The following is a 25,199-nucleotide window of genomic DNA, read 5'->3' as shown; positions in this document are numbered from 1 at the left end:
ACACCCCGTGGATGGCGCTTGCGGCTACTCAATCGCAAGCTTGATTGAATCGATATCTACATCGAAAATCCTTGATTATTGTCATTTATTTATTTCCCAAAAAACATTTATTTTGAGCTAATATTCAAAGGATCGATATGCGTTTTTTTAGCTTCCAGACGCCTCAACCAACAATTTCATCATGCAACCATCATGACTGCGTACCTAGGGCATGGGCGTTCGCCCGCAGTACTCCATGCCGAACCTCCCCTGCGTGCCGTTGGCCATTCCCCCGCGTTTCAAAAGATCCTGCGGCTGGTGGCCCGCATCGCGCCGACTGACCACACACTGCTCATCACCGGTCCCACCGGCGCCGGCAAGGAAATCGTTGCGCAGCTGGTACATCAACAAGGAAGTCGCGATGCCGATGGCCGCTTTATCGACATCAATTGCGGCGCCATTCCCGAGCAGCTGGTCGAGTCCGAATTATTCGGCCACACCCGGGGCGCTTTCACCGGCGCCGCCGCCGAGCGGCAGGGATATTTCGAGATGGCGGCGCAGGGCACGCTGTTTCTCGATGAGATAGGCGAGTTCCCGCTGTCGCTCCAGGCCAAGCTGCTGCGCGTGCTGGAGACACGGACCTTCCGCCCCGTCGGCGGCCAGGAGCAGCGCCCGTTCACCGGCCGCATCGTGGCGGCCACCCACCGCAACCTGGAAGACCTGGTCCGTAGCGGCCGCTTCCGCGAGGACTTGTACTACCGCCTGGCCGTGTTCTCCATCGACGTGCCCGGCCTGGACCAGCGCCGCGACGACATCCCTGCCCTGGTCCACCACTTCGCCGCGCGCGAGAGCACGCCGCCGCGCTTCAGCGCCGAGGCGCTGGAGCGGCTCAAGGCCCAGCCCTGGCCCGGCAATGTGCGCGAGCTGCGCAGCCTGGTCAGCCGCATCGCCGTACTCAGCGATGAAACCGAGATCAGCCTCGGCATCCTGGAATCTTTCCTTACTCCCTCGGCCGAGCAGGCATTGCCGTCCGACGCGCTGATCGACGCCGTGCTGCGCCTGGACGAGCCGGACAAGATGGCGCTGGTCGAACGCCTGCTGATCGACCGCGCGCTGAGCCTGAACGGCGGCAGCAAGACCGCCGCCGCCGCCATGCTCGGCGTGAACCGCAAGGTGGTCGAGCGGCGCCTGCTGGCGCGCGAGAAGAGCCGTACCGCCGTCGACGAATGCATGATCGCCGGCCGGCGCATGCTGGAACGGGGCGAGTTCCGCGAATCGGCGGCGACCCTGCGCCGCGCCCTCACCTTGCTCGACGGCGGCAACGAGCACCTGCCCACCCGCAAGCTGCGCTTCGAGCTGCACCGCATGCTGGCCGTGTGCTATCGCGGCATCTACGGCTGGCACAGTCCGCAGGCCCAGGCCGAGCACGAGGCGGCGCTGCGGGCCGGCCAGGGCGTGGTCGATTCGATCGAACTGAACTCGCTGATGTTCGGCATCTGGAGCGTGCAGCTGATGATGATGCAGCTGTTCTCGGCCCGCGCCACCGCGCAGGACATGCTCAAGCTGGCGCACACGACGGCGCATCCGGCAATCCACGCCGAAGCCCAGTTCGCGCTGGCCAACACCCTGTTCTGGCTGGGCGACAGCGAGGAAGCGCTGGCCTGCCTGGCGCTCAGCAAGCTGCTCGACGCCGAACCGGCCGAACGCCACAGCGCCCAGGGCATCGACCTGGTGGCGCTGGCCCAGACCTTCGCCGGCCTGGCCTCGTTCCAGACCGGCGCGCTGGCGCGGGCGCAGCGGATGCGGGAGCTGCTGGCGCAGCGCTGCACCGACCCGGAAGCCAGCATGTTCGACCGCGCCATCGCCTTGCAGGGCGCGGCCTGGCTGGCCTGCCTGTTCGAGGACACGCAGGCGCTGGGGCCGATGGCAAGCGAACTGGCGCAGCTGGCCCGCGACCACGAGTTCGGCTTCTACCGTGGCGTCGGCGAGATCTTCTGCGGCTGCCACATGGCGGCGCTGGGCGATCCGGAGCCGGGCGAGCAGCGCATGCGTGTAGCCTATGCGGCCTATTTCGTCGAACAGGGCGGCGCGCTGTTCCACTCCTTCCAGGCCTGGAAGCGCGCCGAAGCGCTGCTGGCCGCAGGCCGCGCCGCCGACAGCGCCGCGCTGATCGAGCAGGCGCTGGAGATCGCGCAATCCCACCACGAGCGCGCCTACCTGAGCGAGCTGATGTGCGTGGGCGGCCTGGCGAAACAAATGCTGGGCGACCTGGACGGCGCCGAGGATGGACTGCGCAGCGCGCTGTCGACCGCGCAGGCGCTGGGCTCGGTGCCCGGCCGCATCCGCGCCGCCACCCACCTGGCCGAACTGCTGTACCAGGACGGCCGCCGGCGCCAGGCCGTCTCTCTGCTCGAAAAAAGTATCCAGGATGTAGAACGTGTCGTTCCGTACCCGGCCTTGACGCGCGCATTGCAGCTGATGGAGCAACTCAAGCCCCGGGATCTCAGTGTTCCAACTGTAGGGGAGGTCCAGCATGGCATTTGAACTGAAACAATCCGATCTGGAGGCGTTGCTGCAAGGTGGCTGCTTCTTCGGCAGCGGCGGCGGCGGCACCATCACGTCGGCGCGGCACCTGGCGCAAAACTTCATCGCGGGCGACTACTATCCGGCGGCGAGCGTGCGCGTCATCGATGTGGCGGATGCGAGCAAGGGCGATGCCGTCATGGTGGCCTATCTGGGCGCGCCGGTCGCCATCAACCAGGTCAGGTATCCGGACGGCCCCGTCAAGGCGGTCGCCATGATCAAGGAGCATCTGGAAAAACAAGGCCGCACACTCGCGTATATCGTGCCGCCTGAAAGCGGAGCGTTGGGCTTCGTCGTCGCCTGCCTGGTGGCGGCGCACTTCGGACTGGAAGTGATCGACGCCGACGGCGCAGGCCGCGCCGTGCCCTCGCTGCCCATGCTGACCTTCGCGGCCGAAGGCATCAATCCGCGGCCGACCATGCTGGTCAGCCAGGAAGGCTTGCAGGTGGAACTGAACGTCACGCCGCGCGGCGAAGTCAACGGCTGCAGCCAGCATCAACAGGACGTCGCGGCCATCATCGAACAGATGGTGCGACCCATCGTCGCCGAACAGGAGTTCGGGCAGTTTGGCGGCCTGTCCATGTGGGTCATGGACAGCGGCGAACTGGCGCGCGCCCTGCCGATACGCGGCACCCTGGGCCGCGCGCTGCGCCTGGGCCGCTTGCTGCAGCAGCGCGAGCTGGGCACCGCGGCCGAGGTGGTGCATTACCTGGAGGAGAAAGCCGGCCTGGGCGCGCGCTCGCTGTTCGGACCGGGCCGCATCACCGCCGTGAAGGAAGACACGACGGGCGGCTTCGACGTCGGCAAGGTCAGCATTGAAAGCGACGACGGCCTGTGCACGGTGGTGTACCAGAACGAATCGCTGCTGGCCTGGAACAGCGCGCAGGGCCAGCCTATCGGCATGGCGCCTGACAGTCTGGCCTATTTCGTCGAAGGCGAAGGGCAGCAAGTGTTTTCCAACGGCGACCTGCTGCTGGCCGACGGCACGCTCAACCCGCAAGTCCAGGGACGTCCGGTCAGCGTGATCGGCATAGCCGCAGCCGCGCCATTGCGCATACCGGGCGGCCTGATCCTGGATAGCTTCATGGAACAAGTGGGCAAGCTCGGTTATCTTGGCCCCTATCTGCCGCTGTTCGACAACGGAGGTGTCAAATGAAAAAACAATACCGCATCTGCATCCTCGCGCCGGTCAACACCGACCAGTTCAACCAGATGCTGCTGAACGCGGTGCAGCCGGTGATACCGGACGATGTCACGGTAACGGTGCGCAATCTGTCGGCGGGCCACAACTGCATTGAAAGCCGCATCGACCTGCTGCACAACGGCTATCCGGTGGTCGAGGCGGCGCGGCAGATCGCCCAGGATGGCTTCGACGGCATCTGGCTCAGCGACTTCGACATGTGCGGCGTGGAAGCGGCGCGCGAAGCCATCGACATTCCCATCATCGGCGGCTTCCCGACCTCGGCCTTCACCGCCCTCGCCCTCAGCGAGCGCTTCTCCATCATCACCATCCTGGAAAGCACGCTGGCGATGCAGCGCGGCCACGTGCCGGCCTATGGCTTGAGCGAGTCCTTCGCCTCCATCCGTTCGATCAACATCCCGGTCGACAAGCTGAGCGACCTGGACCTGGTGGTCAAGCTGACGCTGGAGCAAGCCACGCTGGCCGTGCAGCAGGATGGCGCGCAATCCATCCTGCTCGGCTGCACCGGCTTCGTCGGCGTCGCCGCCGAGGTCACGAAGCGCTTGCAGGCGGCCGTGGGCATGTATGTGCCGGTGGTCGATCCCAACCAGGCCGGCTTCAGCTTCCTGGTGTCGCTGGTGCGCATGGGCTTGCGTCCAAGCCGGGCCAGCTACAGCAAGTACGCCGGCTAGACCTTCCCGGATTCGTCCGCCTCCGCGTCCTGCGATGGACGAATCCGTCCGCGCGGTTTTCGCCGCGCAGCCGCGCTCCCTCTGGGCGCGGCGCCATCCGACGATGGCACGCCGCTTGCTGTAGATCCTCCTGTGTCCGTTACGTCGCCGCTCCGGCGGCGGCCGGATCCTGAGGTTCTCACAGCGAGGTTATCCTGGAAAGCACACTACAGACAGATCCGACCGCGGCCGTCGTCACGCTGTGGTCCGAGATCAACCCCGTGGCCGCCTACCTGTGCGGATGCCTGCCCACGCTGTCGACGCTGTTCAAACCCACGGCCCACAACGTCAAGGAAATGCGCTGCCGCATCCACGCGCTGCGCCAGCAATTGCCGGCCGTCGCCGACGTGCACCTGCGCGCCACCGCCGATGCGTTGCTCAGTTCCTTGCAAGCGCAACTCGACCTGCCGCATCCCAGCGGCGCCGGGCCGTCCGGCGCCGGCATGGGCGGCGTGCGCGCCGCCGCAGACGGCCTGATCCGCGTCTTCCTCGAACGCGACACGCAATTGCCCTGCCTGGCCGATTATCTGGATGCGGTGCACGAGCTGGTCAACTTCGAAGCGCTGCGCTGGTGGGGCCATGATTTCAATGTGATGGTGCGGCGCGAGTGCCTGAACGCGGCGCATCAGCTGCGGACCGCGCTGGCGCGGCTGCAGCAGGCGTGGCCGGAATTCAGCGGCCGCATCAACGCCATCCTGGCCGCGCTGCGCGAATACCAGATGCTGTTCGATGTCGAGGGCCTGGGTTCCGACAGCTTCAGCGTGTACTGGCCGGTGCTGAGCGCCTGGGACGCCATCGCCGGACCGGCGCGCGCGCCCGGCTTCCCGGCCTGCCTTCAAGCCTGCTATCAGCTGCAGGAAAGCCCGCGCGAGATCGCCGCCCTGGCCCAGGCCTGGCTGGAGCAGGAGCTGCCGCTGGCGCAGAACGTCGCCCGCAAGATCGCCGCCCTGCCCTTCGCCGCCGGCGCCGGCAGCCTGCAGGCGGTCTGGTGCCGCGTCAACACGCACTACGCGGTCGACTGCCACGCGTGGATGGCGCGGGTCACGCGCGCCTGCGACGACTACGGCGCCCGCTACCTGGCCATCCGCGATACCGGCGCGGTGTTCGGCGACGACACCTGGCGCTGCCCGCCGGCGCCGCGGCAGACGTCGATGTTCGCCATGATCAACGCGCTGGCGCGTGGCGCCTCGCGCAGCCAGCGGCTGGCCATCTCGCCCCGCCTGGCCGCTTCGCCGCTGCTGGGCCTGCAAACGGCGCTGGCGGTGCCGATGAGCGAAGGCATGGCCTTTTGCCTGGAATTCGAATACTGGGATGCGGCCCGCCAGTTGCTGGCCGTCGCCGCGCCCGATCCGGTGCAGGCGGCCTACCTGTCGCTGTACGGCGCCATCCCGGAAACCCAGGCCGAGGGCGTGCTGTGCGCCCAGCTGGAAACCTATATCCGCCGCCTGATCCGCTACGTGCGCGCGCTGTGCGACGTCCGCGTCCACAACGGCGAGATGACCTACACCGACTTCATCGCCTGGGCGGCCGGCACCACCGGCCTGTCCATGGAAACGCTGCACAACGAATGCTTCGGCCTGATGGCCTCGCCGGGCCGCGCCGCCAGCCACGCGGTCGGCGCGGCCGCCTACGCCTTGCTGCGCCAGCAAAACCAGGCGCGCGGCGTCAGCGCGCAAGCCTTCCATTCGGCCGCATCGCGCCAGCGCGTCTATCCCTGGCCGATCGGCAAGGCCTTGCTGGCGCAAGGTACGACCTTTCAATCCGGCGCCGGCTAGTTCCGACGGCGCCGCCATCGGCCGCCGACGGGCGGCACGATGTCACATAGACCATTCCGGCGACGGCCGGGACTTGGAGAGTGCCATGCCCGCAGCAAAAAATGGAAGCGACCTCGATGCTCAGTCCCGGGAACTCAAAGGCCGGTACAGAAGGCAGTTGTTCGAGGCCATGGAAAGGCACATGAAACAGCAGGAACGCGACCAGGCCGGTCCGCAGCGACGCGTGGCCGCCAACGCAAGGCTGGCGCAACCGTCCGGGCCGCTGCGCGTGGGCATCGTCGGCGGCGGCATGTCCGGCATGTACACCGCGCTGCTGCTGGAACACCTGGGCATCGGCTACCACCTGTTCGAGGCGTCGGGCGAGCGCATGGGCGGCCGCGTGAAAACCCACTACTTCAACGATGGCCCGCACCAGTATGCGGAAATGGGCGCCATGCGTTTCCCCCACACCTGGATGCAAACCCGGCTGTTCAACTTCTGGGATTACCTCAACAAGACCAGCGGCGAAGTGCCGGGCGCCCGCACCATTCCCCGGATTCCCTACATCCTGTACGACCACAGCACGGCCGCCGATGCCGGCAACCTGCTGTGCTTCAACGGCCGTCCGCCGGCCACCCGCAACGCCGTCGCGGAAGATAATTCTCTGCTCGGCTTCGACGATTTCTTCAAGGCCGATGAATACGCCTACTTCAAGGACAGCCAGGGCCGCCTGAAGCCGGCCCAATCGCTGCTGACGGCCGCGCTGGCGCCCTTCATGGAGCTGCTCGAAGCCGGCGAGATCGACGCCGCCTGGGACCGCATGCTGCGCTTCGATGCCTATTCCGGCCGCAGCTATCTGCAGGAAATCGGCGACGGCACACGGCCCTACCCGGCCACCATCGTCGACTACATGGAGACCGTGCTCAGCTACACCGGCGTGTACGACCTGGCCTTCACCGAAATGTTGCTCGACAATTTCTCCTTCGAAGAAAAAACCTGGTCGGCGATGGAAGGCGGCACCGACCGCGTCACCCAGGAAATGGTCAAGCGCATTCCGGCCGAGCGGGTGCAGATGGGCGCGCAGATATTCCGCGTCGAAGACCGCGCCGGCCGCACGGTGCTGCACTATCAGCGCGGCGACGGCGCGCTGCCGCAACAGGCGGAGTTCGACCACGTCGTCATGACCTTGCCGTTCAGCGCGCTGCGCTTCGTCGACACGCCGGCCAGCTGGTCGCCCGCCAAATACGACGCCATCCGCACGCTGAAGATGACCAACGCCGTCAAGATCGCGCTCGGCTTCAAGACCCGCTTCTGGGAAAGCGCCGGCCCCCACAGCGCCCACATGGCTGGCGGCCAGAGCAACACCGACCTGCCGGTGCGCAGCGTGGTCTACCCGTCGTTCGGCATCGGCGAGCCTGGCCCTGCCTATCTGCTGGCCAGCTACTGCTGGCAGAACGACGCCGACAAATTCGCCCACCTCACCGAGCAGCAGATGTTCGACGCCTGCCTGCGCCACCTGGTCACGCTGCACGGCGAAGTCGCGCGCGAGCAGTACCTGGGCCACGGCGCGGCGGTCGCCTGGAACCAGGAACCGCTGGCCGGCGGCGGCTTCGAGTTCTTCGGCCCCGGCCAGTTCACGCGCAAATTCCTGGCCGCGCGCGAACCGCAGGGCGGCGTCCACTTCGCCGGCGAGCATCTCGACATGGTGCACTACTGGATCGCCGGCGCCTACGACTCGGCCTTCCGCTGCGTCTGGGAAGTGCTGGTGCAGGAAGGCTTGATGGACCGCGCCATGATGACGCGCCTGCGCGATGCGCTGGGTGGCGGCCTGATCCTGCCGACCATGATTCCGTATTTCGGCGACGCCGGGCTCGAAGCGCTGGCCCGCGACGTCTTTTTCGACCAGGCCCAGGCCTGATCCCGTCACATCTTTCCTTCCCACCTTGAACAGGAGCATGCCATGAACCATCACGACAAATCCTACGGCGGCGTCGCCGCCTACACCGCCGGCCTGCGCGGCCCGGTCCACAGCCACCAGCAAACCGCCAGCGCGCCGGCAGCCCTGGCGCGCGCCAGCGACGTGTCGGCGCCACAATTTGTCTTCAGCGGCCTGACCGCGACCGACCTGAACTACGATACCAGCGAATACCCGGTAGCCGGCACCTTCGCCGGCGTGTTGCCGCCATGGCTGAACGACATCGCCACCATCCCTGCGGACTGGCAACGTACAGCGGAGGACGCCCAGGCCGCCGGAGTTCGCGAGACACAGCGGGTGGCCGCGATGGACTACATCAGCAAGAACGTGCCCGGCCAGAAGTACACCGGCCCCAGCACCGCCCAGATCATCGCCCAGCGCTACACCCAGGGCATGTGGACCGGCGACACCAGCATCTTCAGTCCGGCGCAGATCACCGCGCTGACCACGCACTGGATCGCCGACGACGCCGAGCTGGCCCGCCAACGCCTGGGCGGCGCCAATCCCAACGTCATCAAGCTGGCCGACTCCTCCAACTACGACATCGCCGCCTGGATCGCCAAGGCCGGCAACGGCGCCGCGCTGGCCGGCCTGCAGACGACGCTGATCAACGCCCAGCGCGACGGCTGCCTGTTCGTCTGCGACTACCGGCCGGTGCTGGGCGCCGCCGTCACCGGGCAACTGGTGGTCAAGGGCCGCCACCTGGCCGCGCCGCTGTGCTTCTTCACCATCGGCAGCGACAACACGCTGATGCCGCAAGCGATACAGATCTCCGCCACCGACCCCGGCGCCTACATCTTCACGCCGACCGATCCGGCCGACACCAAGGGCGACGCCTGGCTGCTGGCCAAACTCTGGGTAGGTTCGGCCGACCAGCAATGGTGGTTCAGCGGCTCGCACCTGTTCAACACCCACACCATCGACATGTTGTTCGGCACCGCCGCGCTCAACCAGATCCAGACCGGCGCGCTGGCCGCCGAACATCCGCTGGTGATCCTGGCCAAGCCCTTCCTGGAAAAATCGTTCAACGTCAACAGCGGCGTGATCAACATGCCGGGCACGCAGGGTAAAGGCATCTATCAAAAAGGCGGCTTCTGCGACAACGTGCTGCCGACCGGCCGGGTCGGCCTGTACCAGGTCATCAACAGCCTGTACCAGAACTACCGCTTCGACCAGAACGCCTTCCCGGCGCAGATGGATAGCCGCGGCCTGAACGCCGGCGCCATCACCAAGGTTGCCTTCCCTTACCGCGACGACGGCCAGCGCTGGTGGACGGCGCTGAACGGCTTCGTCGCCGCCATCGTCGCCGCCGGCTATGCCAGCGACGACGCGGTCGCGGCCGACTCCGGCCTGAACTCGTGGATGCGCACCGTGCAAGGCGCCTTCAACCACGACGGCACGGCCCGTTTCACCTGGACGCCGACCAAGGCTTACCTGACCAGCGTGTTCAGCAACCTGCTGTTCACCTGCTCGGTGCAGCATACGTCAGTCAACAACAATATGTTCAACGGCTGGGGCTTCACGCCCAACGGCGCATTCGCCATGCAGGCCGCGCCGCCCGCCAATGCCGCCGCCGTGTCGTCCCAGACGGTGCTGGATTCGCTGCCGGACCCGCAATCGCCGGCGGCGCTGGCCAATGTGATCCAGCCGCAGATCTCCTTCGTGATGGGCGGCACCTCCACGGTCTCGGAAACGCTGGGCGTCGACTCCGGCAGCCCAGCCGCCATGCAGGCCGTCTATCCCTACGCGGCCGGCTCGGCGCAGCAGGCGGCGGTGAGCGCGTTCTGGAATGTGGTCTGGGAAGGCGGCTCGTCGGTGGCGGCCGCGATCAGCGCCAACCAGCAGGCCCGCATCGCGTCCTGGCATGGCGCCTTGCCGGTGCCTAACAGCCTGGCCTACTACTACCTGAGCGCGGAGCTGGTCTCCTGGCAGTCGCCGCAGTACCTGAACGCGGCGACCACCAACGCCATCCAGATCTGACCGCTCTCATCCCAACATCGACCATCGACCATCGAGGATACGCCATGCCGCTCAATTATCTACTGTCGCATAAACAATACCGCCGCCAGTTTGGCGCCCCCGAAACCGTGGTCGATGCCAAGCAGGCGGACGCCGCCGGCGCCAGCCTGCTGCGCGTGCAGGCGGCCGGCGCCGGTGAAACCGTCGCCACCTACCTGAACAAGCGGCTCGCCGAAATCGGCGTGCGCCATGTCATGGCCATACCCGGCGACTACATCAGCGAATGGGTGGAAACCCTGGACACCGAAGGCAATGCCGGCCTGATCCGGGTCCACCCGAACAATGAAATGTGCGCCACCTACGCCGCCGACGGCTGCGGCCGCGCCACGCCCGGCTCGGTGGGCTGCGTCGCCACCACCTACGGCGTCGGCGCGCTGAACGCCGTGCAGGCGGTGGCCGGCGCCTTCGTCGAAAACGTGTCCATGGTGCTGATCAACGGTTCGCCGTCGGCCGCCCAGTTCAACTCGCAGCGCGACCAGGGGGTGCTGTGGCATCACATGTTCGACGGCGCCTTCACCGACCTGCGCGTGCTGCGCGAAGTCACGCGCATGGCCGTGCGCATCGACAATCCCGCCTATGCTCCCGACCTGATCGATGCCGCCCTGACCGCCTGCATCACCGACTCCAAGCCGGTCTACATCGAGATCGGCAACCAGATGGAATTGCTGCCGGTGCCCTCCGTGGCGACGCGTCCCAAGCTGCTCAAGTCGCCCGTGCCGCTGCCGCAGATATCGCTGGACGAAGCCGTCGCCGCGACCCTGCCTGTGCTGCTGAAGGCCAAGCGGCTGGTGGTGCTGGGCGGCGTGGAAATCGCCCGCTTCGGCCAGCAGACCGCATTTGCCGACCTGCTCAAGACGCTGCAGGCGCCATATCTGTCCAGCCTGCTGGGCAAAGGCATCCTCAGCGAATACGACGCGCCCTACTTCGCCGGCACCTACAACGGCAAGAATTCCCAGGCCAATGTGCAGAACCTGGTGCGCGGCGCCGACCTGATCCTCAGCCTGGGCGTGCAGGAGACCGACTTCAACTTCTCCGGCCTGGCCAACACCGACTACGACCCGGCCATGCCGCCCAAGTTGCCGATGAGCGCGGCCATCGAAGTGCGCATGGGCGCGGCACGCCTGCATGGCGGCCAGGCGGGCGGCCTGTACTGGGGTGACGTTGCCCTCGGCTCCTTCATTCTCGCGCTCAACGACGTCATCGCCAATCCCGGCGGCGCGACCATGCAGCGGCTGTGCGCCGCCTACCCATCGCTGCTGCCGATCCAGCAAGCGCTCCAGCAGGCCCAGGGCAAGCTGCCGGCCGCGCCCTTCCCCGGCATCGAAGGCCCGGTGTGGGATATTCCCGTGCCGTCCACCTACGCGCCCGACGCCCAGATCACCTGGGACAGCTTCAAATCGCTGCTGCACCATGGCTATCTGAACACCTTCGGCAACGACGAGAACGGCGAAGCTCCGGTCGTGCTGGCCGACACCGGCCTGACCTTCTACAACCTGAACAACATCAAGTCGCCGCAGAACGGCTATATCGCCCAGCTGGCGTGGGGGGCGATCGGCTACTCGCCGGCTGCCAGCTGCGGCGTCAAGCTGGCGCTGCAGGCCAACGGCAGCAAGCGCCGCGTGATTTCCGTCTCCGGCGACGGCGCCTTTGCCGAAAGCTGCAACGCCATCGGCACGCTGGCCGAAATGGGGCTCGACAATGTGGTGTTCGTGATGGCCAACGGTGTGTTCGCGATCGAGCAATTCCTGATCAACCCCCAAGCCTTCAGCAGCAGCCCGCAGGCGCCGGCCTTCGCGGCATTGACGCGGGTGCCGCAGACCGCGCTGTGGGACTGGGTGGCCCTGGCCAAGGGCTTCGGCGGCGTCGGCTACGAAGTGACCAGCAACGCCGAACTGGCGGAAGTGATCGGCAAGATCAAGGCCGGCTCGCCTCCGCCGCCGCAAGCGGGCGGCGCATGCGCCACCGGCTGCTGCACCTTCGACGACGGCACGCAGCCGGCGCCGCGCTCCACGTTCACGCTGGTGGCGGTGCGCAACGTCTGCAAAGACCTGCCCAGCAACACGCGCTGGAAACTCGGTGGCGACGCCCCCGACTCTCCACACGCCATCGTTTGAACTGAAAGGACGCCATCCATGAGCAAGAGCATCCAGGACCTGCTGGCGGAGCAGGACGATCCTGTCATTATCGAATACCTGGCCATCATCAAGAACGGCCTGCCCAAGACCAAACAGCCGAAGAAAATCGCCATCGTCGGCGCCGGCATGGCCGGCCTGGTGTCGGCGCAGCTGCTGGCGGAAGCCGGCCACGAAGTGACGATCTTCGAAGGCGACAGCCGCATCGGCGGCCGCATCCTGACGCTGAGGGGCGAACGCTACTTCGGCCGCCAGGATCTGTACGGCGAGGCCGGGCCGATGCGGTTGCCGCTGCAGATCCACCATCTGCTGCGCACCTACATCTGCAAGTACTCGGTGCCGGTCAACTTCTTCTACCAGGTGGACGTGCAGCGCGACACCATCAAGCCGCAGGACCAGCACGCGGTGTTGTGCGGCAGCGCCATCGCCACGCCGCCGGCCAAGGCCTACCAGTCGTGGACCTATGTGAACGGCATCAAGCTGCGCACCGGCGACTACCTGCACCAGGAATATCCGGCCAAGGCGCTGGGCTACGACCTGACCAACCTGCCGGAAGCGCAGCAGCGCATGAACGGCCCCGCGCTGCTGGCCAGCGTGACCGACTTCGTCAAGGACTTCGTCAACGCCGCGCCGCGCGACAACTGGCCGGAAGCGATCGCCCGCTACGACAGCTATTCGATCAACGGCTTCCTGCGCAAGTACTCGCTGCTGTCGACGGAGGGCGTGGAGTTCGTCGAAGTGATGCAGAACCTGGAAAGCCGGCGCGCGCTGTCCTTCGTGCAGAACCTGATCGAAATGTCGCTGATTAACTCCGACAATATGTACTGGGAGATCACCAACGGCACCGACAATCTGGTGCGCGCCTGGATAGCGCCGCTCAAGGCCGCCGGCGTGCAGGTGTGCTTCAACCAGTGGCTGAAAGGCGTGGAATGGTCCGACAGCGGCGAGCGCGCGCACCTGGCCTTCCAACCCTACGACGCCAAATGGGACGGCACGATGACGCTGGGCGCGGAGCTGGCCGTGTCGGGGCAACCCGCGCGCATCAGCGCCGACCACGTGATCCTGACCGTGCCCACGCCCTGTCTGCGCACGGTGGACTTCAGCCCCATGCTGCCGCATAGCAAGCGCAAGATGATACGTGAGCTGTACTACGACTCCGCCTCCAAAGTCCTGATGAGCTTTGACGAGCGCTTCTGGGAAACCCGCGACAACATCTGGGGCGGCGGCTCGCTGACCGACCTGGCCAACCGCACCATCTACTACCCCAGCCACGGTTTCGGCGAAGCGGCCGGCGTGCTGTTGGCCAGCTACACCTGGGAAACCGAGGCGCGCGGCTGGGGTTCGCTCAACAACGCCCAGCGCATCCAGTTCGCGCTGGACGGCGTGGCGCAGGTGCACGGCGACTACGTGCGCAAGCACTTCATCGCCGGCCACTCCGTCAACTGGGACGAAAGCCCGCTGGCGATGGGCGAAGCGGCGATGTTCGCGCCCGGCCAGCTCAGCGAGCTGCAAGCCGATGTCGCGCCACCGGTCGGCAATCTGCATTTTGCCGGCGACTGGACCACGCTGCGCCACGCCTGGATCGAAGGCGCAATCGAATCCGGCATCCGCGTGGCGCTGGAGATCGAGCCGACGCCCGCCGCCAAAGCCCAGCCGCTGATGTTCACGGCGATACCGCCCACCATACTTTGATCGGGAATCCATCATGGTTAAGCAAATCACACCACCGAACGTGCACTACCAGGTCGCCGTCCACCCCGAACGCCATGAGCTCACGGTGCATATGCGCCTGAACGGCGACTTCGCCCACGGCGCCATGCGCCTGGAAATCCCCACCTGGGTGCCGGGCGACTACAGCTTCGCGCCGCTGGCGCGCGACCTGTTCGAACTGCGGGCCCACGACACCGCCAGCGGCAAGCCGCTGGCCGTACGGCGCGACGGCTGGCAAGCCTTCGTGGTCGACGGCTGCGAGGGCGACGTCAGCGTCAGCTACCGCGCCACGGCCTATGCGCCTGAAATCGGCGAGCAGTCCGGCATCCTCGATAGCGACTACGCGGTGCTGATGGGCGCGCGCTATCTGCACAACGCCAACCACACCGGCACCTGCACCGTCAGTTACGAGCTTCCCCAGGCCTGGCTAGGGACGATCCACCATCCATCCGGCGCGGTGCAGCTGGACGCCCACAGCTGGCGCTATCCCAGCTACGAAATCCTGCTCGACACGCCGGTGGTGATGGGCCGCTATCGCCTGTTGGAGCGCAACGTCCAGGGCACGCCGTTCTACTTTGCCTTTGTCGACGGCGGTGTCGGCATGGAGGAAAGCGTAGATGCCTTCGTTGACCGGGTCGCCAAGGTGTCGGCGGGTTTCGGGCGCATGTTTGGCGGCTTCCCCTTCGAGGACTACACCTTTGTGCTGAGCCTCAATCCGGACAACGAGTGGGGACTGGAGCACCTGACCAGCACCATGTGCGGGCTGGGGCCGGACGTCTTCGTCGACCCGGACCAGAATGCCATCGGCGTGCGCGTCTGCGCCCATGAGCTGTTCCACGCCTGGAATGTGCGGCGCCTGCGCCCTGCTCCCCTCATGCAGCTGGAGCATGCGCTGACCTGCGGCAGCTTCAGCGAAGGGCTGTGGATGGCCGAAGGCTTTACGCGCTACTACGAGTTCCTGTCCTGCGCCAGGGCCGGCGTCTACAGCCCCGAGCAGTTCTTCAGCTGCGTGGTCGGCTATCTGGAACACCTGCGCGCCGTGCCGGCGTATGAGCGCGTGAGCGCTGCGGATTCGTCGCTGGCGACCTACCTCAATCACAGCCCGAAATTCCCGGGTCGGACCGCAAGCTGCATCGACTACTACGACAAGGGCATGCTGATCGCCTTCGACATCGACGCCACGCTGCGCCTGGGGCCACGCCAGCAGACGCTGGACAGCACCTTCCGCGGCTTCTTCGACGAGTACCTCAGCGGAGGCCCGCAATACGAGGGCTACACCAACGCCGACGTGATCAGCTACTTCAATGGCCAGCGCGATGGCCTGGGCAAGTTGATCGAGGCGGCGGTCTGCCATCCGGCGGGCTTGACGACGGATACGCTGCTCCCGCAGCTGGGGTTCACCCTGCAGCACACCACGGTGCGGCAGCTGGGCATCATGTTCCTGAACCAGAACGCGCCGGCCATCTACAACGTGTTGGACGACACGCCGGCGGGCGCCAGCGGACTGGCGGCGGGCGATGTCATCATCGCCGTCAATGGCTTCCCGTACACGCAGGCGGCTTTGTCCTGGGCCGCCGGCCATACGGAGCCGGTGACGCTGGAGGTGCGGCGCGGCCACCGGCAGCTGTCGTTCACGGTGGTGCCGGCGCCGCAACGCAAGATCGGCAACCTGGTATGGGAAGGCGACGCGGCGCAGGCCGCCCGCATCGGCACCTGGCTGGAAAGCCATTTCGAACCGGCGCCGGGCCAGCGTTTCGCTACCGATTTCTACGAGAACTTCCACGGTATCGAAACGGTCTTGTAGCAGCGTCGTTGCGCAGCTGCTGCGCGCTGGATTAGCCGCCGTAGAGTTGTACGCCGCTGCGTTCCGACGAACGCAGCGCCTCTCCCGCATGTTCGCGCATGCCCTGCTCGTAGCGGGCGATGGCGTGGTCCAGCGTGCAGGCACCGGTGGCGGCCATCGATAGCTGCCGAACCAGCAGGTCCGCATCCAGCAGCGCGGTATTGCAACCCAGGCCGCTGGCTGGACTCATCACATGCGCTGCGTCGCCAAGCAGCGTCACCCTGTCCTGCAGCCAGACCTGCGGCGGCGGGGCCTGGCGCACCGGCAGCATCGCGCTCATGCCGGCGGGCGTCGCGGCAAACAAGGCACGCAGTCCCGGCGCCCAATCGGCGCTGACATCGGCGATGCACTGGCGGATGTGCGCATCGGTGGCGGGCAGGCTCGCACCGGCAGCCAGGCCGAGTCGCTCGCGCATGCCGATCATGGCCCAGTACAGATAGTTCCTGGCGGGCGTGAGGCCGTACTCCGCAACGCCGGCGGCCAGCGAGAACCGCATCGCATCGATCACGACCGCCAGCCCGGTAGCGAAAATCACCGTGGTGCCGCCGTACAGCACTGGTGCGATCTGGTGGTGGCCGCCGGCATCGAACGGCACTTTGCCGTAGATGCATACCGCGCCGGTATCGCGGCCCTGCGCCTCCGGGAAGCATTGCGCCGCCATGCGCGAGCTGCCGCCATCGGCGCCGACCAGCAGGTTGCTCCGGTAGCTGCTGCCGTCCGCAAAATCGAAAGCCACCTCGTTATCGTCGTGCTGCCGCACTTCACGCAGCTCCTTGTTGAAGTGCACACGGTCGGCGATACCGCACATCAGCACCTCGCGCAGGGTCTGGCGGTGCACCTTGAGCTCTGCGCGCTCCTCTTTGTGCTCGCCGTCCTGCCAGGCTTCGATCCACTGGTTGGCGCTGTTCAGCTGAGTATCGAGCGCATGAACGTTGGGCAGGTCATCGGCGCAAGTGGCCGTGAACAATTCAAACAGCTGCGGCGGCAGGCAATGCCGCAGCGCCGCCTGTCCATCCGCATTGATACGGATGCGGAAGCCTTGCGAGCGGCTGTCCAAGGCCGAATCGCGTTCAAACACATCGAACGGAATGCCTTGCTGCTTCAGGCCCTGCGCCAGGCACAAGCCGCCCAGCCCACCGCCGATGATCGCGACATGAAACGTATTCTTCTGCATGATTGATATGTCCTTTCCTGTTTTGACAGTCGTCAGTATTGGACAATCGGGCCATGCAGTGATAACGTTGTTTGGTCTATAAATAATGAATTTGAGCCATGCCAAGGAATTTGAGCGAACGGCGCGACGGACCTGCCCTGATTGCGCTGTGGGGCGACACCAGCGAGGATAAGGAATTCCAGCTCGGTACGCGGGAGTACGATTGGCACCACCACCATCGCGGCCAGGTGTTTTGCGTGGAGAGCGGTTTGGTGCGCGTGCGCACCGCCAGCGGATCGTGGCTGCTGCCGCCGCATCGCGCCGGCTGGATACCGCCGGGCGAGCCGCACCAGGTCAGCATCACCGGCGCGATGAGCGGCTGGAGCCTGCTGCTGACACCCGCTGCCAGCGTGCAGCTACCGCCGCATCCCACCGTCATCGGCGTTACCGAAATCATGCGCGCACTGGTGCGGCAGGCGGTCGACTGGGCCGGACAAAAGGCGCTGACACCACCGCAGGAGCGCATCATGGCCGTGCTGCTGGATGAATTGCAGCAGCAGCCGCAAGCCGCCCTGCACCTGCCGATGCCGAAAGACCGCCGGCTGCTGCGCATCACGACCGCCCTCGCCGCCGCGCCTGCGGATGAGCGCAACCTGGCGGAATGGGCGGCGTGGGCGGGCCTGTCCGCGCGCAGCATGAGCCGCCTGTTCCGCAGCGAGACCGGATGCAGCTTCGGCCAATGGCGGCAGCAGCTCCTGCTGTCCATCGCGCTGGAGCGGCTAGCCCAGGGCGTATCGGTGAACGCGGTGTCCGATGCGCTGGGCTACGCCACGACCAGCAACTTCATCGTCATGTTCAGGCGCCACTTCGGCGACTCACCGGGACGCTATTTTCGCGCCGCCGCTCATCCCTGACCGGGCAGCGGCGACGATCCGCGCGCTGCGCTTGCGCCACCACACCAGCACACCCGTCACGGACAGCGTCGCGACGATCACGCCCATCAGCGAAATCAGCACCCGCCCCGGTATGCCGAGGATGCGGCCCGAATGCAGCGGGAACTGGGCCTGCACGAAGATGTCGGCCGCCGTCCCCTTCCACGGCTGGCGGTCGCCGAGCAGCGCGCCGCTGCGGCCATCGTAGTACAGCTGCCGGTGGCCTACGCCGCCGGCGCCCTGCTCGTCCTGCGGCTGGAAGAACGCCACCGTGTAGATGCCATACTCCCGTGAATACGACATATTCCCCGCCGGCTCGCGCCAACCGCGCCGCGCCGCTTCCGGGGAGGCCTGCGCCAGCACCTGCTGGAATGTCAGCCCGGCGGCGAAAGGCCGGTTCGGCGCGTTCGGGCTCCGCACATCGAACGGCGAAGGCGTGACGTTCGACACCAGCGACATCACCGGGAAGAACACCTCCCGGTAGAGGTTCAGCGAGAACGCGGTGAAGGCGATGATGAACAGCAGAATCCATGTCCACAAACTGAGCGCGCGATGCAGATCGAAATTGAACTTGGTGCTGCCTGCGCCGAAGCGTATCAACCATGCGGGCCGCCAGCGCTGCCACCAGCTCTTGGGCTTGGGCCCGGCCGCCGTAACCGCAGTCAGCGCCGGCGTCCGACGGCGAACCGGCAGCGTCAGATAGAAGCCGACGAAGCTGTCCACCGTCCAGATCATCGCGATGCCGCCCATCAGCCACAGGCCCCATTGCTCGATGCCCCACATCTGCGGAATATGCAGCGTGTAGTGCAGCTGGTAGAGGAAGGATACGAAGGTCTCGCGCGTGATCGGCCAGGCCGCGCCCCACTTGCGCGTGCCCAGCTCCGCTCCGGTGACAGGGTCGACGAACACCTGGTTGTACGGCGCCGGATACAGCTCGCCGGTGGCCGGGTTCACGCGGGGCTCCACGTAGAAATCGAGCGAATGCCCCGGTTCTGCCGCCATCGGTATCGACAGCACCTGCATCTGCGGATGGCGCGCTTCCACGGCCTGCGCCAGTTGCAGCGCGGGCAGCGCCGGGCCGGTGCCGGGAGCGTTGGTCAGGTGCGGGTTAAGCAGCTCATCGAGCTCGTGATCCCAGGAGATCACCGCGCCGGTGACACCGCTGATGAAAAGGAAGCCGGCGATCAGCAAACCGGCCCAGCGATGCAGCAAAGTAGCCAGGCGCCGCATCATTGCACCGCCCGCAAAGATTCAGCCGTCGGCGCGCTTTCCTGCCGGGCGATACGGCGCAGCGCGCCCATCTCGCCCAGCAGCAGGGTCGCGCCCAACGCTGCGCTCAGCGCGGCGGCTATCGCCATGCTGGCGATCAGGCCATTCAATCCCCACACCGGCGGCAGCAGGAACAGCAGCGGTATCAGCATGTAGCCGTGCGGCGCCAGTACCAGCCAGGCCGCCTTGCGGCTGCGCTCCGCCGCCTGCAACGCCACCACCGCCACCATGTGGAAGCCGAACAGGCAGAAAGCCAGATGGAACACGCGGCAAGTCGTCACCGCCAACTGCTGCACGGCCGGATCGGTGGTGAACCAGGTGACGATCACCGGTGCGAACACGATCACCAGCGCGGAATAGACGATGGCAAAACCGCTGCAGATGGTGAGCATCAGACGCGTCGCTTGCAGGAAGCGCGCACGCTGGCCGCCTCCCCAGCTAAAGCCGAGCAAGGCTTGCGCTCCCAGGCAGAAGCCCACCAGCGGCAGGCTGCCGCCGGTGAGGATGCGCAGGCCTATCGCCACCGCTGCCACAGCGGTATCGCCATAAGTGGCGGCGTTACGGTAGATCAGCGCGAAGGCTACGGCCGCCAAGCCGGTGGACATGGCCGCCGGAACGCCGACCGATACCACCTGCCACAAGCCCTGCCAGTCGATTTTCACATGGCGCAGTGCGACATGGATTTTGCCGACGCGTTTGTAGAAGTAGACGGCATAAGCCAGCAAGGCGGCCAATGCGGAGATCAGCGTCGCCCAGGCCGCGCCTGCCACACCCATCTCGTAGTGGAAAATCAGGATGGGATCGAGGATCACGTTCAGCGCGAAGGAGCCGATCAACGTCCACATGCTGAAGCGCGTGTTGCCCTCCGAGATGGCGATGAAGTCGCACAGCATCTGCAGCAGTATCAACGGTGCGCTGTAGCAGAAGATGGTGGCGTAGACGGTCGACGCGGGCATGGCGTCGGCCGTGGTGCCCATCGCGGCCAGCAGCGCAGGCAGCAAGGGGATCAGCACGGCCGCCATGACGCAGCCGGCGGCCGCCAGCAGCACCATGACGGTGCTGGCGGTGCGGTTGGCCTGCTGCTCGTCGCCGGCGCCCAGCATGCGGGCGACGCAGCTGGCCACACCGACGCCGGCCCCCTCGCCTATCGCGCCGAACACGATCAGCAGCGGAAAGCAGATGCTGATCGCGGCAATGGCATGTACACCCAGCTGGCTGACGAAAAACGCATTCGCCAGCTGGTGCATGGCATTGGCCGACAAGCCGATCACCGCCGGCAGCGCCAATGTGAACAACAGGCGCTTCAGGTGCGGCGACTCCATATCCGGCAAGGCGGCACTAACGAAACTCATTCGACTTCCTCCATTACAGCGTTGTCAGCGCGAGCGGGACGCGGCGGTTTGGCCGCCAGTTTGTCCACCAGCGACAGCGCGATTTCGTGCGAGCGTATCGCCAGCACGGACAGCAGCGTATCGGCCAGGCCGTGTGTGGTCTCGGAAGAACCCTGCACGAAGATCGGCGCCTGCACGTGCGCGGGCGTGGCCAGCTGGTAGTGGCGGCCGATGGTGAAGCCTTCCAGCTCGTGTTCCAGTTCGGCCAGCAGCGAGCGGCTGGTGTCGCGCAGATAGCCGGTGGCGGCGATCACGCGGTCGTAGCGTTCCTGGCGCAGGCCTGCGCCTGCCTGGGCCAGCGACAGCGTCAGGCTTTGCGTATCGCAGTCCACCTGCTCGATAGCGCAGGAACTGAGCACCCTCACCCGTTCGCTGCCATCCACGCGCTGCGCGTACAGCATGGCGCTGATGCGTTCAATCAGGTCGCCATCGACGACGGCGTAGTTCGTGTGGCGGAATTCCGCCAGCAGCGACTGGCGCACCTGCTGCGATTGACCGAAGAAGAAATCGGTGTAGTCCGGATCGAAGATGTGGTTGATCGACGGGCCATCCTCCGATGGCTTCAGCGTGGAGCCGCGCAGGATCAGGTCCACCTTGGCGTTCGGATAACGCGACACCAGGTCGAGGAAGATCTCCGCCGCGCTCTGGCCGCCGCCGACCACCGCCAGCCGATGCTCGCCTGCCGCGTCGAGCGGACGGCGTTCGATCTCGCTCAGGTAGCGCGACGAATGGATGATGCGGTCATCGTTCTTCTCCGCCAGGCAGGCGGGCACGAACGGCCGGCCGCCGGGCGCGAACACCAGGCTGCGCGTGCGGCGCGTGCGCTCGCGGCCCGCCGCGTCGGCGGAATGCACCTGCAGCGCAACCACGTCCCGGCCCTTGTATTCCGGGACCACGCGGGTGACGCTTTCGCCGTAGCGGCAATGGGTGTCGAAGTGGCCTGCGGTCCAGCGCAGATAGTCGTTGAACTCGATCCGGCTCGGGAAGAAGGTCTTCTGGCTGATGAAGGCCTCCAGCCGATTGTGCTGGCGCAGATAGTTCACGAACGAGTAAGGGCTGGTCGGATCGCGCAGCGACACCAGATCCTTCAGGAAGGAGATCTGCATATCGGTCCCCGGCAGCAGCATGTCGCCGTGCCAGGTGAAGCGCGGCTGGCGCTCGATGAAGCAATGCGACAGCTCGCGGCCGCGCTCCAGCAGAATCTCGTCGAGCGCAATCGCCAGCGCCAGGTTGGACGGGCCGAAGCCGACGCCGACGATGTCGTAGGTGCTAGGTTCAGTGTACATGGTCTGCTCCTCAGGCTTTCGGGCTCGGATGCCACAGGCGGTTGCTGAAGAACTTCTCGCGCAGCAGCATCACCAGCGTGGCGCGCTTGTGCGGGAAATCGAAGTCCTTGACGGCGGCAAAGCCCGAGCGCTCCAGGTTGCGCACCTGGCGATGGTGGCTGGCCGCAGGCTCGCCGACGATGCGCTGGGTGCGCGGCTCGTCCAGGAACATGTAGTGCATCAGCGACGGCAGCCAGGCGCTGATGTACTGGCCGCCCGAGTAGGCCTGCTCGCCCACCAGCACGTGCCAGCCGCGGTCGTAGTCGTCGGCCGCGTAGTAAGGACCGAGGCGGTTTTCCTGCGCCCAATACACTTCCATGTAGCCGAAGGGCACGCGGTCGAACTCCGCGATCAGCGGCAGCATGTGCGGATCGGCCAGGCGGCCGCTCAGGTAGGCGCGCTGGTAATCCAGGTCGCCCTCTTCCTGGAAGAACTGGGCCACGCGCGGATCGTTCATCCATTTGTGCATGGTGTGCAGGTCCTGCTCGACGTCGGCGGCGCGGAAGGCGATGGTCTGGCCGAGCCATGGAATGAAGCGCTCGTACACATAGCCATGCGGCTTGGCCGGGCGCTGCGGGTGCCAGCGCTCACCGGTGCGTACATGGTTTTGCGGGTAGATGGCCGGCGCCTGCGGCAGCCAAAGCTGCGGCAACTGCCAAAGCATCGCCGGGGCCACCGTCATCGACGGGCCGCTTTCACGGGCCACGCCGCTGCGCAGCAGTTCGGCCTTGATCTCCGGCCATTCGCCTGCGTGCAGGCGCAGCGCGGTCAGTTCCGCGCGGCTGGCGCTCAGCGATTCCAGCGCCGCCAGCAAGGCTTGCTGCAGCAGCGCCGGTGGTTGCGGCGCTCCCGATTTACGGGCCAGCCAGCACTCGTTGCCGATATCGACGTTCAGTTGCAGCACCGGCTGGCCGTTGCGGGTGACGGCCAGCGTGTCGCCGGCATGGGCCACGTCCAGCGCTTGTCCGGACAGGATCGCGCTGCTGAAGTGCGCGGGGTTGACAGTGTCGTTCATGCTTTATCCTTCGTATAAATCGTATGGAGGAATGGCTGGCACCGTGTTACCACACGTAGCGGGCTGTGATTTGGGCCTGGCGTTGAGCGGCGAAGTTACAGGTGCCGTCGGTGCAGTTACCCAGGTAGACCTTGTTGGTCAGGTTGTTGATGTTGAGTGCGAAGTCCCAGTGGCCAAAGCGATAGCCGAGTGCTGCATCGGCCAGCGTTACGCCGGGGTTCTCGAAGGTGTTGGCGTCGTCGCCGAAGCTGACGCCGATGCGGCGCACGCCCAAGCCGGCACGCCAGCCGCCATCGAAGCTGCGCTCCGCCCATCCGGCCAGGTTCACGCGTGGCACCAGCGATGGGCGCTTGCCTTCGTTGCCGTCGTTATTGCGGATGATCTTTGCATCCAGTCCGGTGAAGGAGCCGTTGACTTTCCAGTTCTTGTCCAGCTTTGCTTCCGCTTCCAGCTCCAGGCCGCGCACGCGCACTTCTCCGCGCTGGATCTGGGCGCCGACGCCCAGGTGGTCCGGGTCGGCGGTCAGCACGTTGCTCTTGCGAAGATCGAACACGGCGGCGGTCAGCAGGGCCGGACGATCCAGCGGCGCCCATTTGACACCCAGTTCCACCTGTTTGCCTTTTTCAGGCACGAAGTTGCGGCCATCGAAGGTCTGCCCCATCACCGGGCGGAAGGAGGTTGCATAGCTCAGGTAAGGCGATACGCCGTTCGGTCCGAGCCAGGTCACGCCCAGGCGGCCGGTGGTGGCGTTGTCCTTCTGGCTGTTCTTCGCGGCGTTGAAGTAGTCGTCGTTGTCGATGTTGCTGCGGTCGCGGCGCAGGCCCGCCGTCAGCAGATACTGGCCGTCGAACTTCATCTGGTTTTGCGCGTAGATGCCGGTTTGCGTCAGGGTGCTGCGCTTGTCTTCGTACTTGTCCGGCACGCCCACAGGCTGGCCGTAGACCGGCGCGATCACGTCCAGCGCTGGTGCTTCACCGAGGTAGTTCTGGCCTTCCTGCACGGCGCGGCTGTAGTCGATACCCGCAACGAAGGTGTTATCGATGTTGCCGAAGCGGCTGGTCCACTCGACGTTCTGGTCGGCCGCGAACACGCGCGCCTTCTGCTGGGCCGAGAAATTGGCGCGGTCGATGGTCCGCAGGTCGTCGTGCAGCGCGGTCATGTACAGGCTGTGGTAGTCGACCTTCTCGGTCGCGTAGCGCAGGTTCTGGCGAACCTTCCACGCTGGCGAGAAGCGTTTTTCGAACACATAGCCCACGCTGCGCTGTTCAGTCTTGAAGTGGTCCAGCCCCGGCTCGCCGACGAAACGGCTGGCGGGAATCTGGCCATACGGACCTGGCTTCTGCGTGCCCACCGAAGGCAGGTAGAAGTTGGGCGGCACGTTGTCGTTTTGCAGATAGGCCAGCAGCGTCAGCGTGGTGTCGGCATCCGGATGCCACGTCAGCGACGGCGCGAAGTACTGGCGGTTGTCCTTGGTGTAGTCGATGGCGCTCTTGGCTTCGCGGGCCAGCATGGTCAGGCGGTACAGCCACACGCCCTGTTCGTCCAGTGGCCCACCGATATCGGCGGCTACCTGCTTGCGGTCGTAGCTGCCGTAAGTGACTTCGACTTCACCCAGCCGGCCTGCGGTCGGGCGCTTGCTGACGGCGTTGACCATGCCGCCCACCTCGGCCTGGCCGTACATGACGGAGCTTGGGCCGCGCAGCACTTCCAGGCTTTCCAGGCCATACGGCTCCATCGTGAAGCCGGTGAAGCCGCGCGTCGGCAGATTCAGGCCGTCGCGGAATACGCCGTTGGAGCCGGTTTCGAAGCCGCGTATCATGTACTGGTCGAAGCGCGGATCGACGCCGAAGCTCTCGGTCTGCATGCCGGCCGTGTAGCGCAGCGCTTGCGGGATGCCTGGCGCCTTTTGCGCATCCAGCCGCTCGCGGTTCAGTACCGAAATCGATTGCGGCACTTCGATGATGGATGTATCGCCCTTGCTGCCTACGCTGCTGCGCTTTGCGACACCATCGGCCTGGCCTTGCACGACGACCGTGGCCATCGTGGCCTCGGCTGGGGTTGCGGCTTCCACCTCGCTTGCGCCGGCGTTCATGTGATAGCCGCCCATCAGCAGGATGGCGCTGGCTACGGCGCGGGCTAAAGGTGTCAGGTCTTGCTTGTTCAACTGATGTCGCATCGGGTAAAGCCTTCTTTTTCAGGGGGTGGATG

The 25,199-nt window shown here is 66.0% G+C and carries 16 protein-coding genes; 10 read left to right on the top strand and 6 right to left on the bottom strand.

Translation table 11 applies throughout. The features are described from left to right. Positions 1-192: 192 nt before the first annotated feature. The 9 genes from GEV01_RS02745 to GEV01_RS02705 all read left to right on the top strand — a co-directional run bounded on the left by GEV01_RS02745 (position 193) and on the right by GEV01_RS02705 (position 15,867). Positions 193-2,523, top strand: coding sequence for a sigma-54-dependent transcriptional regulator (locus GEV01_RS02745; RefSeq protein WP_152801462.1), 2,331 nt, complete (start codon positions 193-195; stop codon positions 2,521-2,523). After that, positions 2,513-3,718, top strand: coding sequence for a DUF917 domain-containing protein (locus GEV01_RS02740; RefSeq protein ID WP_152801460.1), 1,206 nt, complete (start codon positions 2,513-2,515; stop codon positions 3,716-3,718). Before GEV01_RS02745 ends, GEV01_RS02740 begins: the two co-directional genes overlap by 11 nt. Beyond that, positions 3,715-4,434, top strand: a complete 720-nt coding sequence (locus GEV01_RS02735) for an aspartate/glutamate racemase family protein (protein ID WP_152801458.1) — start codon at positions 3,715-3,717, stop codon at positions 4,432-4,434. Before GEV01_RS02740 ends, GEV01_RS02735 begins: the two co-directional genes overlap by 4 nt. A gap of 260 nt (positions 4,435-4,694) precedes the next feature. After that, the gene (locus GEV01_RS02730) at positions 4,695-6,248 is read left to right on the top strand and encodes a hypothetical protein (protein ID WP_152801456.1); all 1,554 of its coding nucleotides are present in this window, start codon (positions 4,695-4,697) and stop codon (positions 6,246-6,248) included. A gap of 181 nt (positions 6,249-6,429) precedes the next feature. Next, complete coding sequence (locus GEV01_RS02725) at positions 6,430-8,145, top strand: flavin monoamine oxidase family protein (RefSeq protein WP_175022881.1); 1,716 nt, start codon at positions 6,430-6,432, stop codon at positions 8,143-8,145. Positions 8,146-8,187: 42 nt separating this feature from the next. Continuing rightward, on the top strand, positions 8,188-10,182 hold the full coding sequence (locus tag GEV01_RS02720; RefSeq protein WP_152801452.1) for a lipoxygenase family protein: 1,995 nt from the start codon (positions 8,188-8,190) through the stop codon (positions 10,180-10,182). Positions 10,183-10,226: 44 nt separating this feature from the next. Beyond that, positions 10,227-12,335 carry a thiamine pyrophosphate-binding protein gene (locus tag GEV01_RS02715; RefSeq protein WP_152801450.1) on the top strand — a complete coding sequence of 703 codons (2,109 nt, stop codon included), beginning with the start codon at positions 10,227-10,229 and terminating at the stop codon, positions 12,333-12,335. 18 nt (positions 12,336-12,353) lie between these two features. Beyond that, on the top strand, positions 12,354-14,045 hold the full coding sequence (locus GEV01_RS02710) for a flavin monoamine oxidase family protein (RefSeq protein ID WP_152801448.1): 1,692 nt from the start codon (positions 12,354-12,356) through the stop codon (positions 14,043-14,045). Positions 14,046-14,058: 13 nt separating this feature from the next. Next, positions 14,059-15,867, top strand: coding sequence for a M61 family metallopeptidase (locus GEV01_RS02705; protein ID WP_152801446.1), 1,809 nt, complete (start codon positions 14,059-14,061; stop codon positions 15,865-15,867). Between the two features lie 31 nt (positions 15,868-15,898). On the opposite strand, the gene GEV01_RS02700 is transcribed toward GEV01_RS02705, so the two are convergent. After that, complete coding sequence (locus GEV01_RS02700; protein WP_152801444.1) at positions 15,899-17,080, bottom strand: FAD-dependent oxidoreductase; 1,182 nt, start codon at positions 17,078-17,080, stop codon at positions 15,899-15,901. A gap of 98 nt (positions 17,081-17,178) precedes the next feature. On the opposite strand from GEV01_RS02700, the gene GEV01_RS02695 reads away from it, so the two are divergent. Beyond that, entirely contained in the window at positions 17,179-17,973 is a 795-nt protein-coding gene (locus GEV01_RS02695; protein WP_152801442.1) for an AraC family transcriptional regulator, read from the top strand. Here GEV01_RS02695 and GEV01_RS02690 read toward each other — a convergent pair. Genes GEV01_RS02690 through GEV01_RS02670 form a run of 5 tightly spaced genes read right to left on the bottom strand, consistent with a single transcriptional unit; the run spans position 17,935 to position 25,167 of the window. Beyond that, positions 17,935-19,224, bottom strand: coding sequence for a PepSY-associated TM helix domain-containing protein (locus tag GEV01_RS02690; protein ID WP_152801440.1), 1,290 nt, complete (start codon positions 19,222-19,224; stop codon positions 17,935-17,937). The two genes, GEV01_RS02695 and GEV01_RS02690, sit on opposite strands and share 39 nt — an antisense overlap. Next, the gene (locus GEV01_RS02685; RefSeq protein WP_152801438.1) at positions 19,221-20,612 is read right to left on the bottom strand and encodes an MATE family efflux transporter; all 1,392 of its coding nucleotides are present in this window, start codon (positions 20,610-20,612) and stop codon (positions 19,221-19,223) included. Before GEV01_RS02685 ends, GEV01_RS02690 begins: the two co-directional genes overlap by 4 nt. Beyond that, positions 20,609-21,937, bottom strand: coding sequence for a lysine N(6)-hydroxylase/L-ornithine N(5)-oxygenase family protein (locus tag GEV01_RS02680; RefSeq protein WP_152801436.1), 1,329 nt, complete (start codon positions 21,935-21,937; stop codon positions 20,609-20,611). Before GEV01_RS02680 ends, GEV01_RS02685 begins: the two co-directional genes overlap by 4 nt. Positions 21,938-21,947: 10 nt before the next feature. After that, positions 21,948-22,991 carry a GNAT family N-acetyltransferase gene (locus tag GEV01_RS02675; protein ID WP_152801434.1) on the bottom strand — a complete coding sequence of 348 codons (1,044 nt, stop codon included), beginning with the start codon at positions 22,989-22,991 and terminating at the stop codon, positions 21,948-21,950. Between the two features lie 46 nt (positions 22,992-23,037). Beyond that, positions 23,038-25,167 carry a TonB-dependent siderophore receptor gene (locus tag GEV01_RS02670; protein WP_152801432.1) on the bottom strand — a complete coding sequence of 710 codons (2,130 nt, stop codon included), beginning with the start codon at positions 25,165-25,167 and terminating at the stop codon, positions 23,038-23,040. Positions 25,168-25,199 lie beyond the last annotated feature (32 nt).

It is taken from the genome of Rugamonas rivuli, assembly GCF_009380165.1.
Classification (GTDB): domain Bacteria; phylum Pseudomonadota; class Gammaproteobacteria; order Burkholderiales; family Burkholderiaceae_D; genus Rugamonas; species Rugamonas rivuli.
This window is presented reverse-complemented; position numbering and strand designations above follow the sequence as displayed.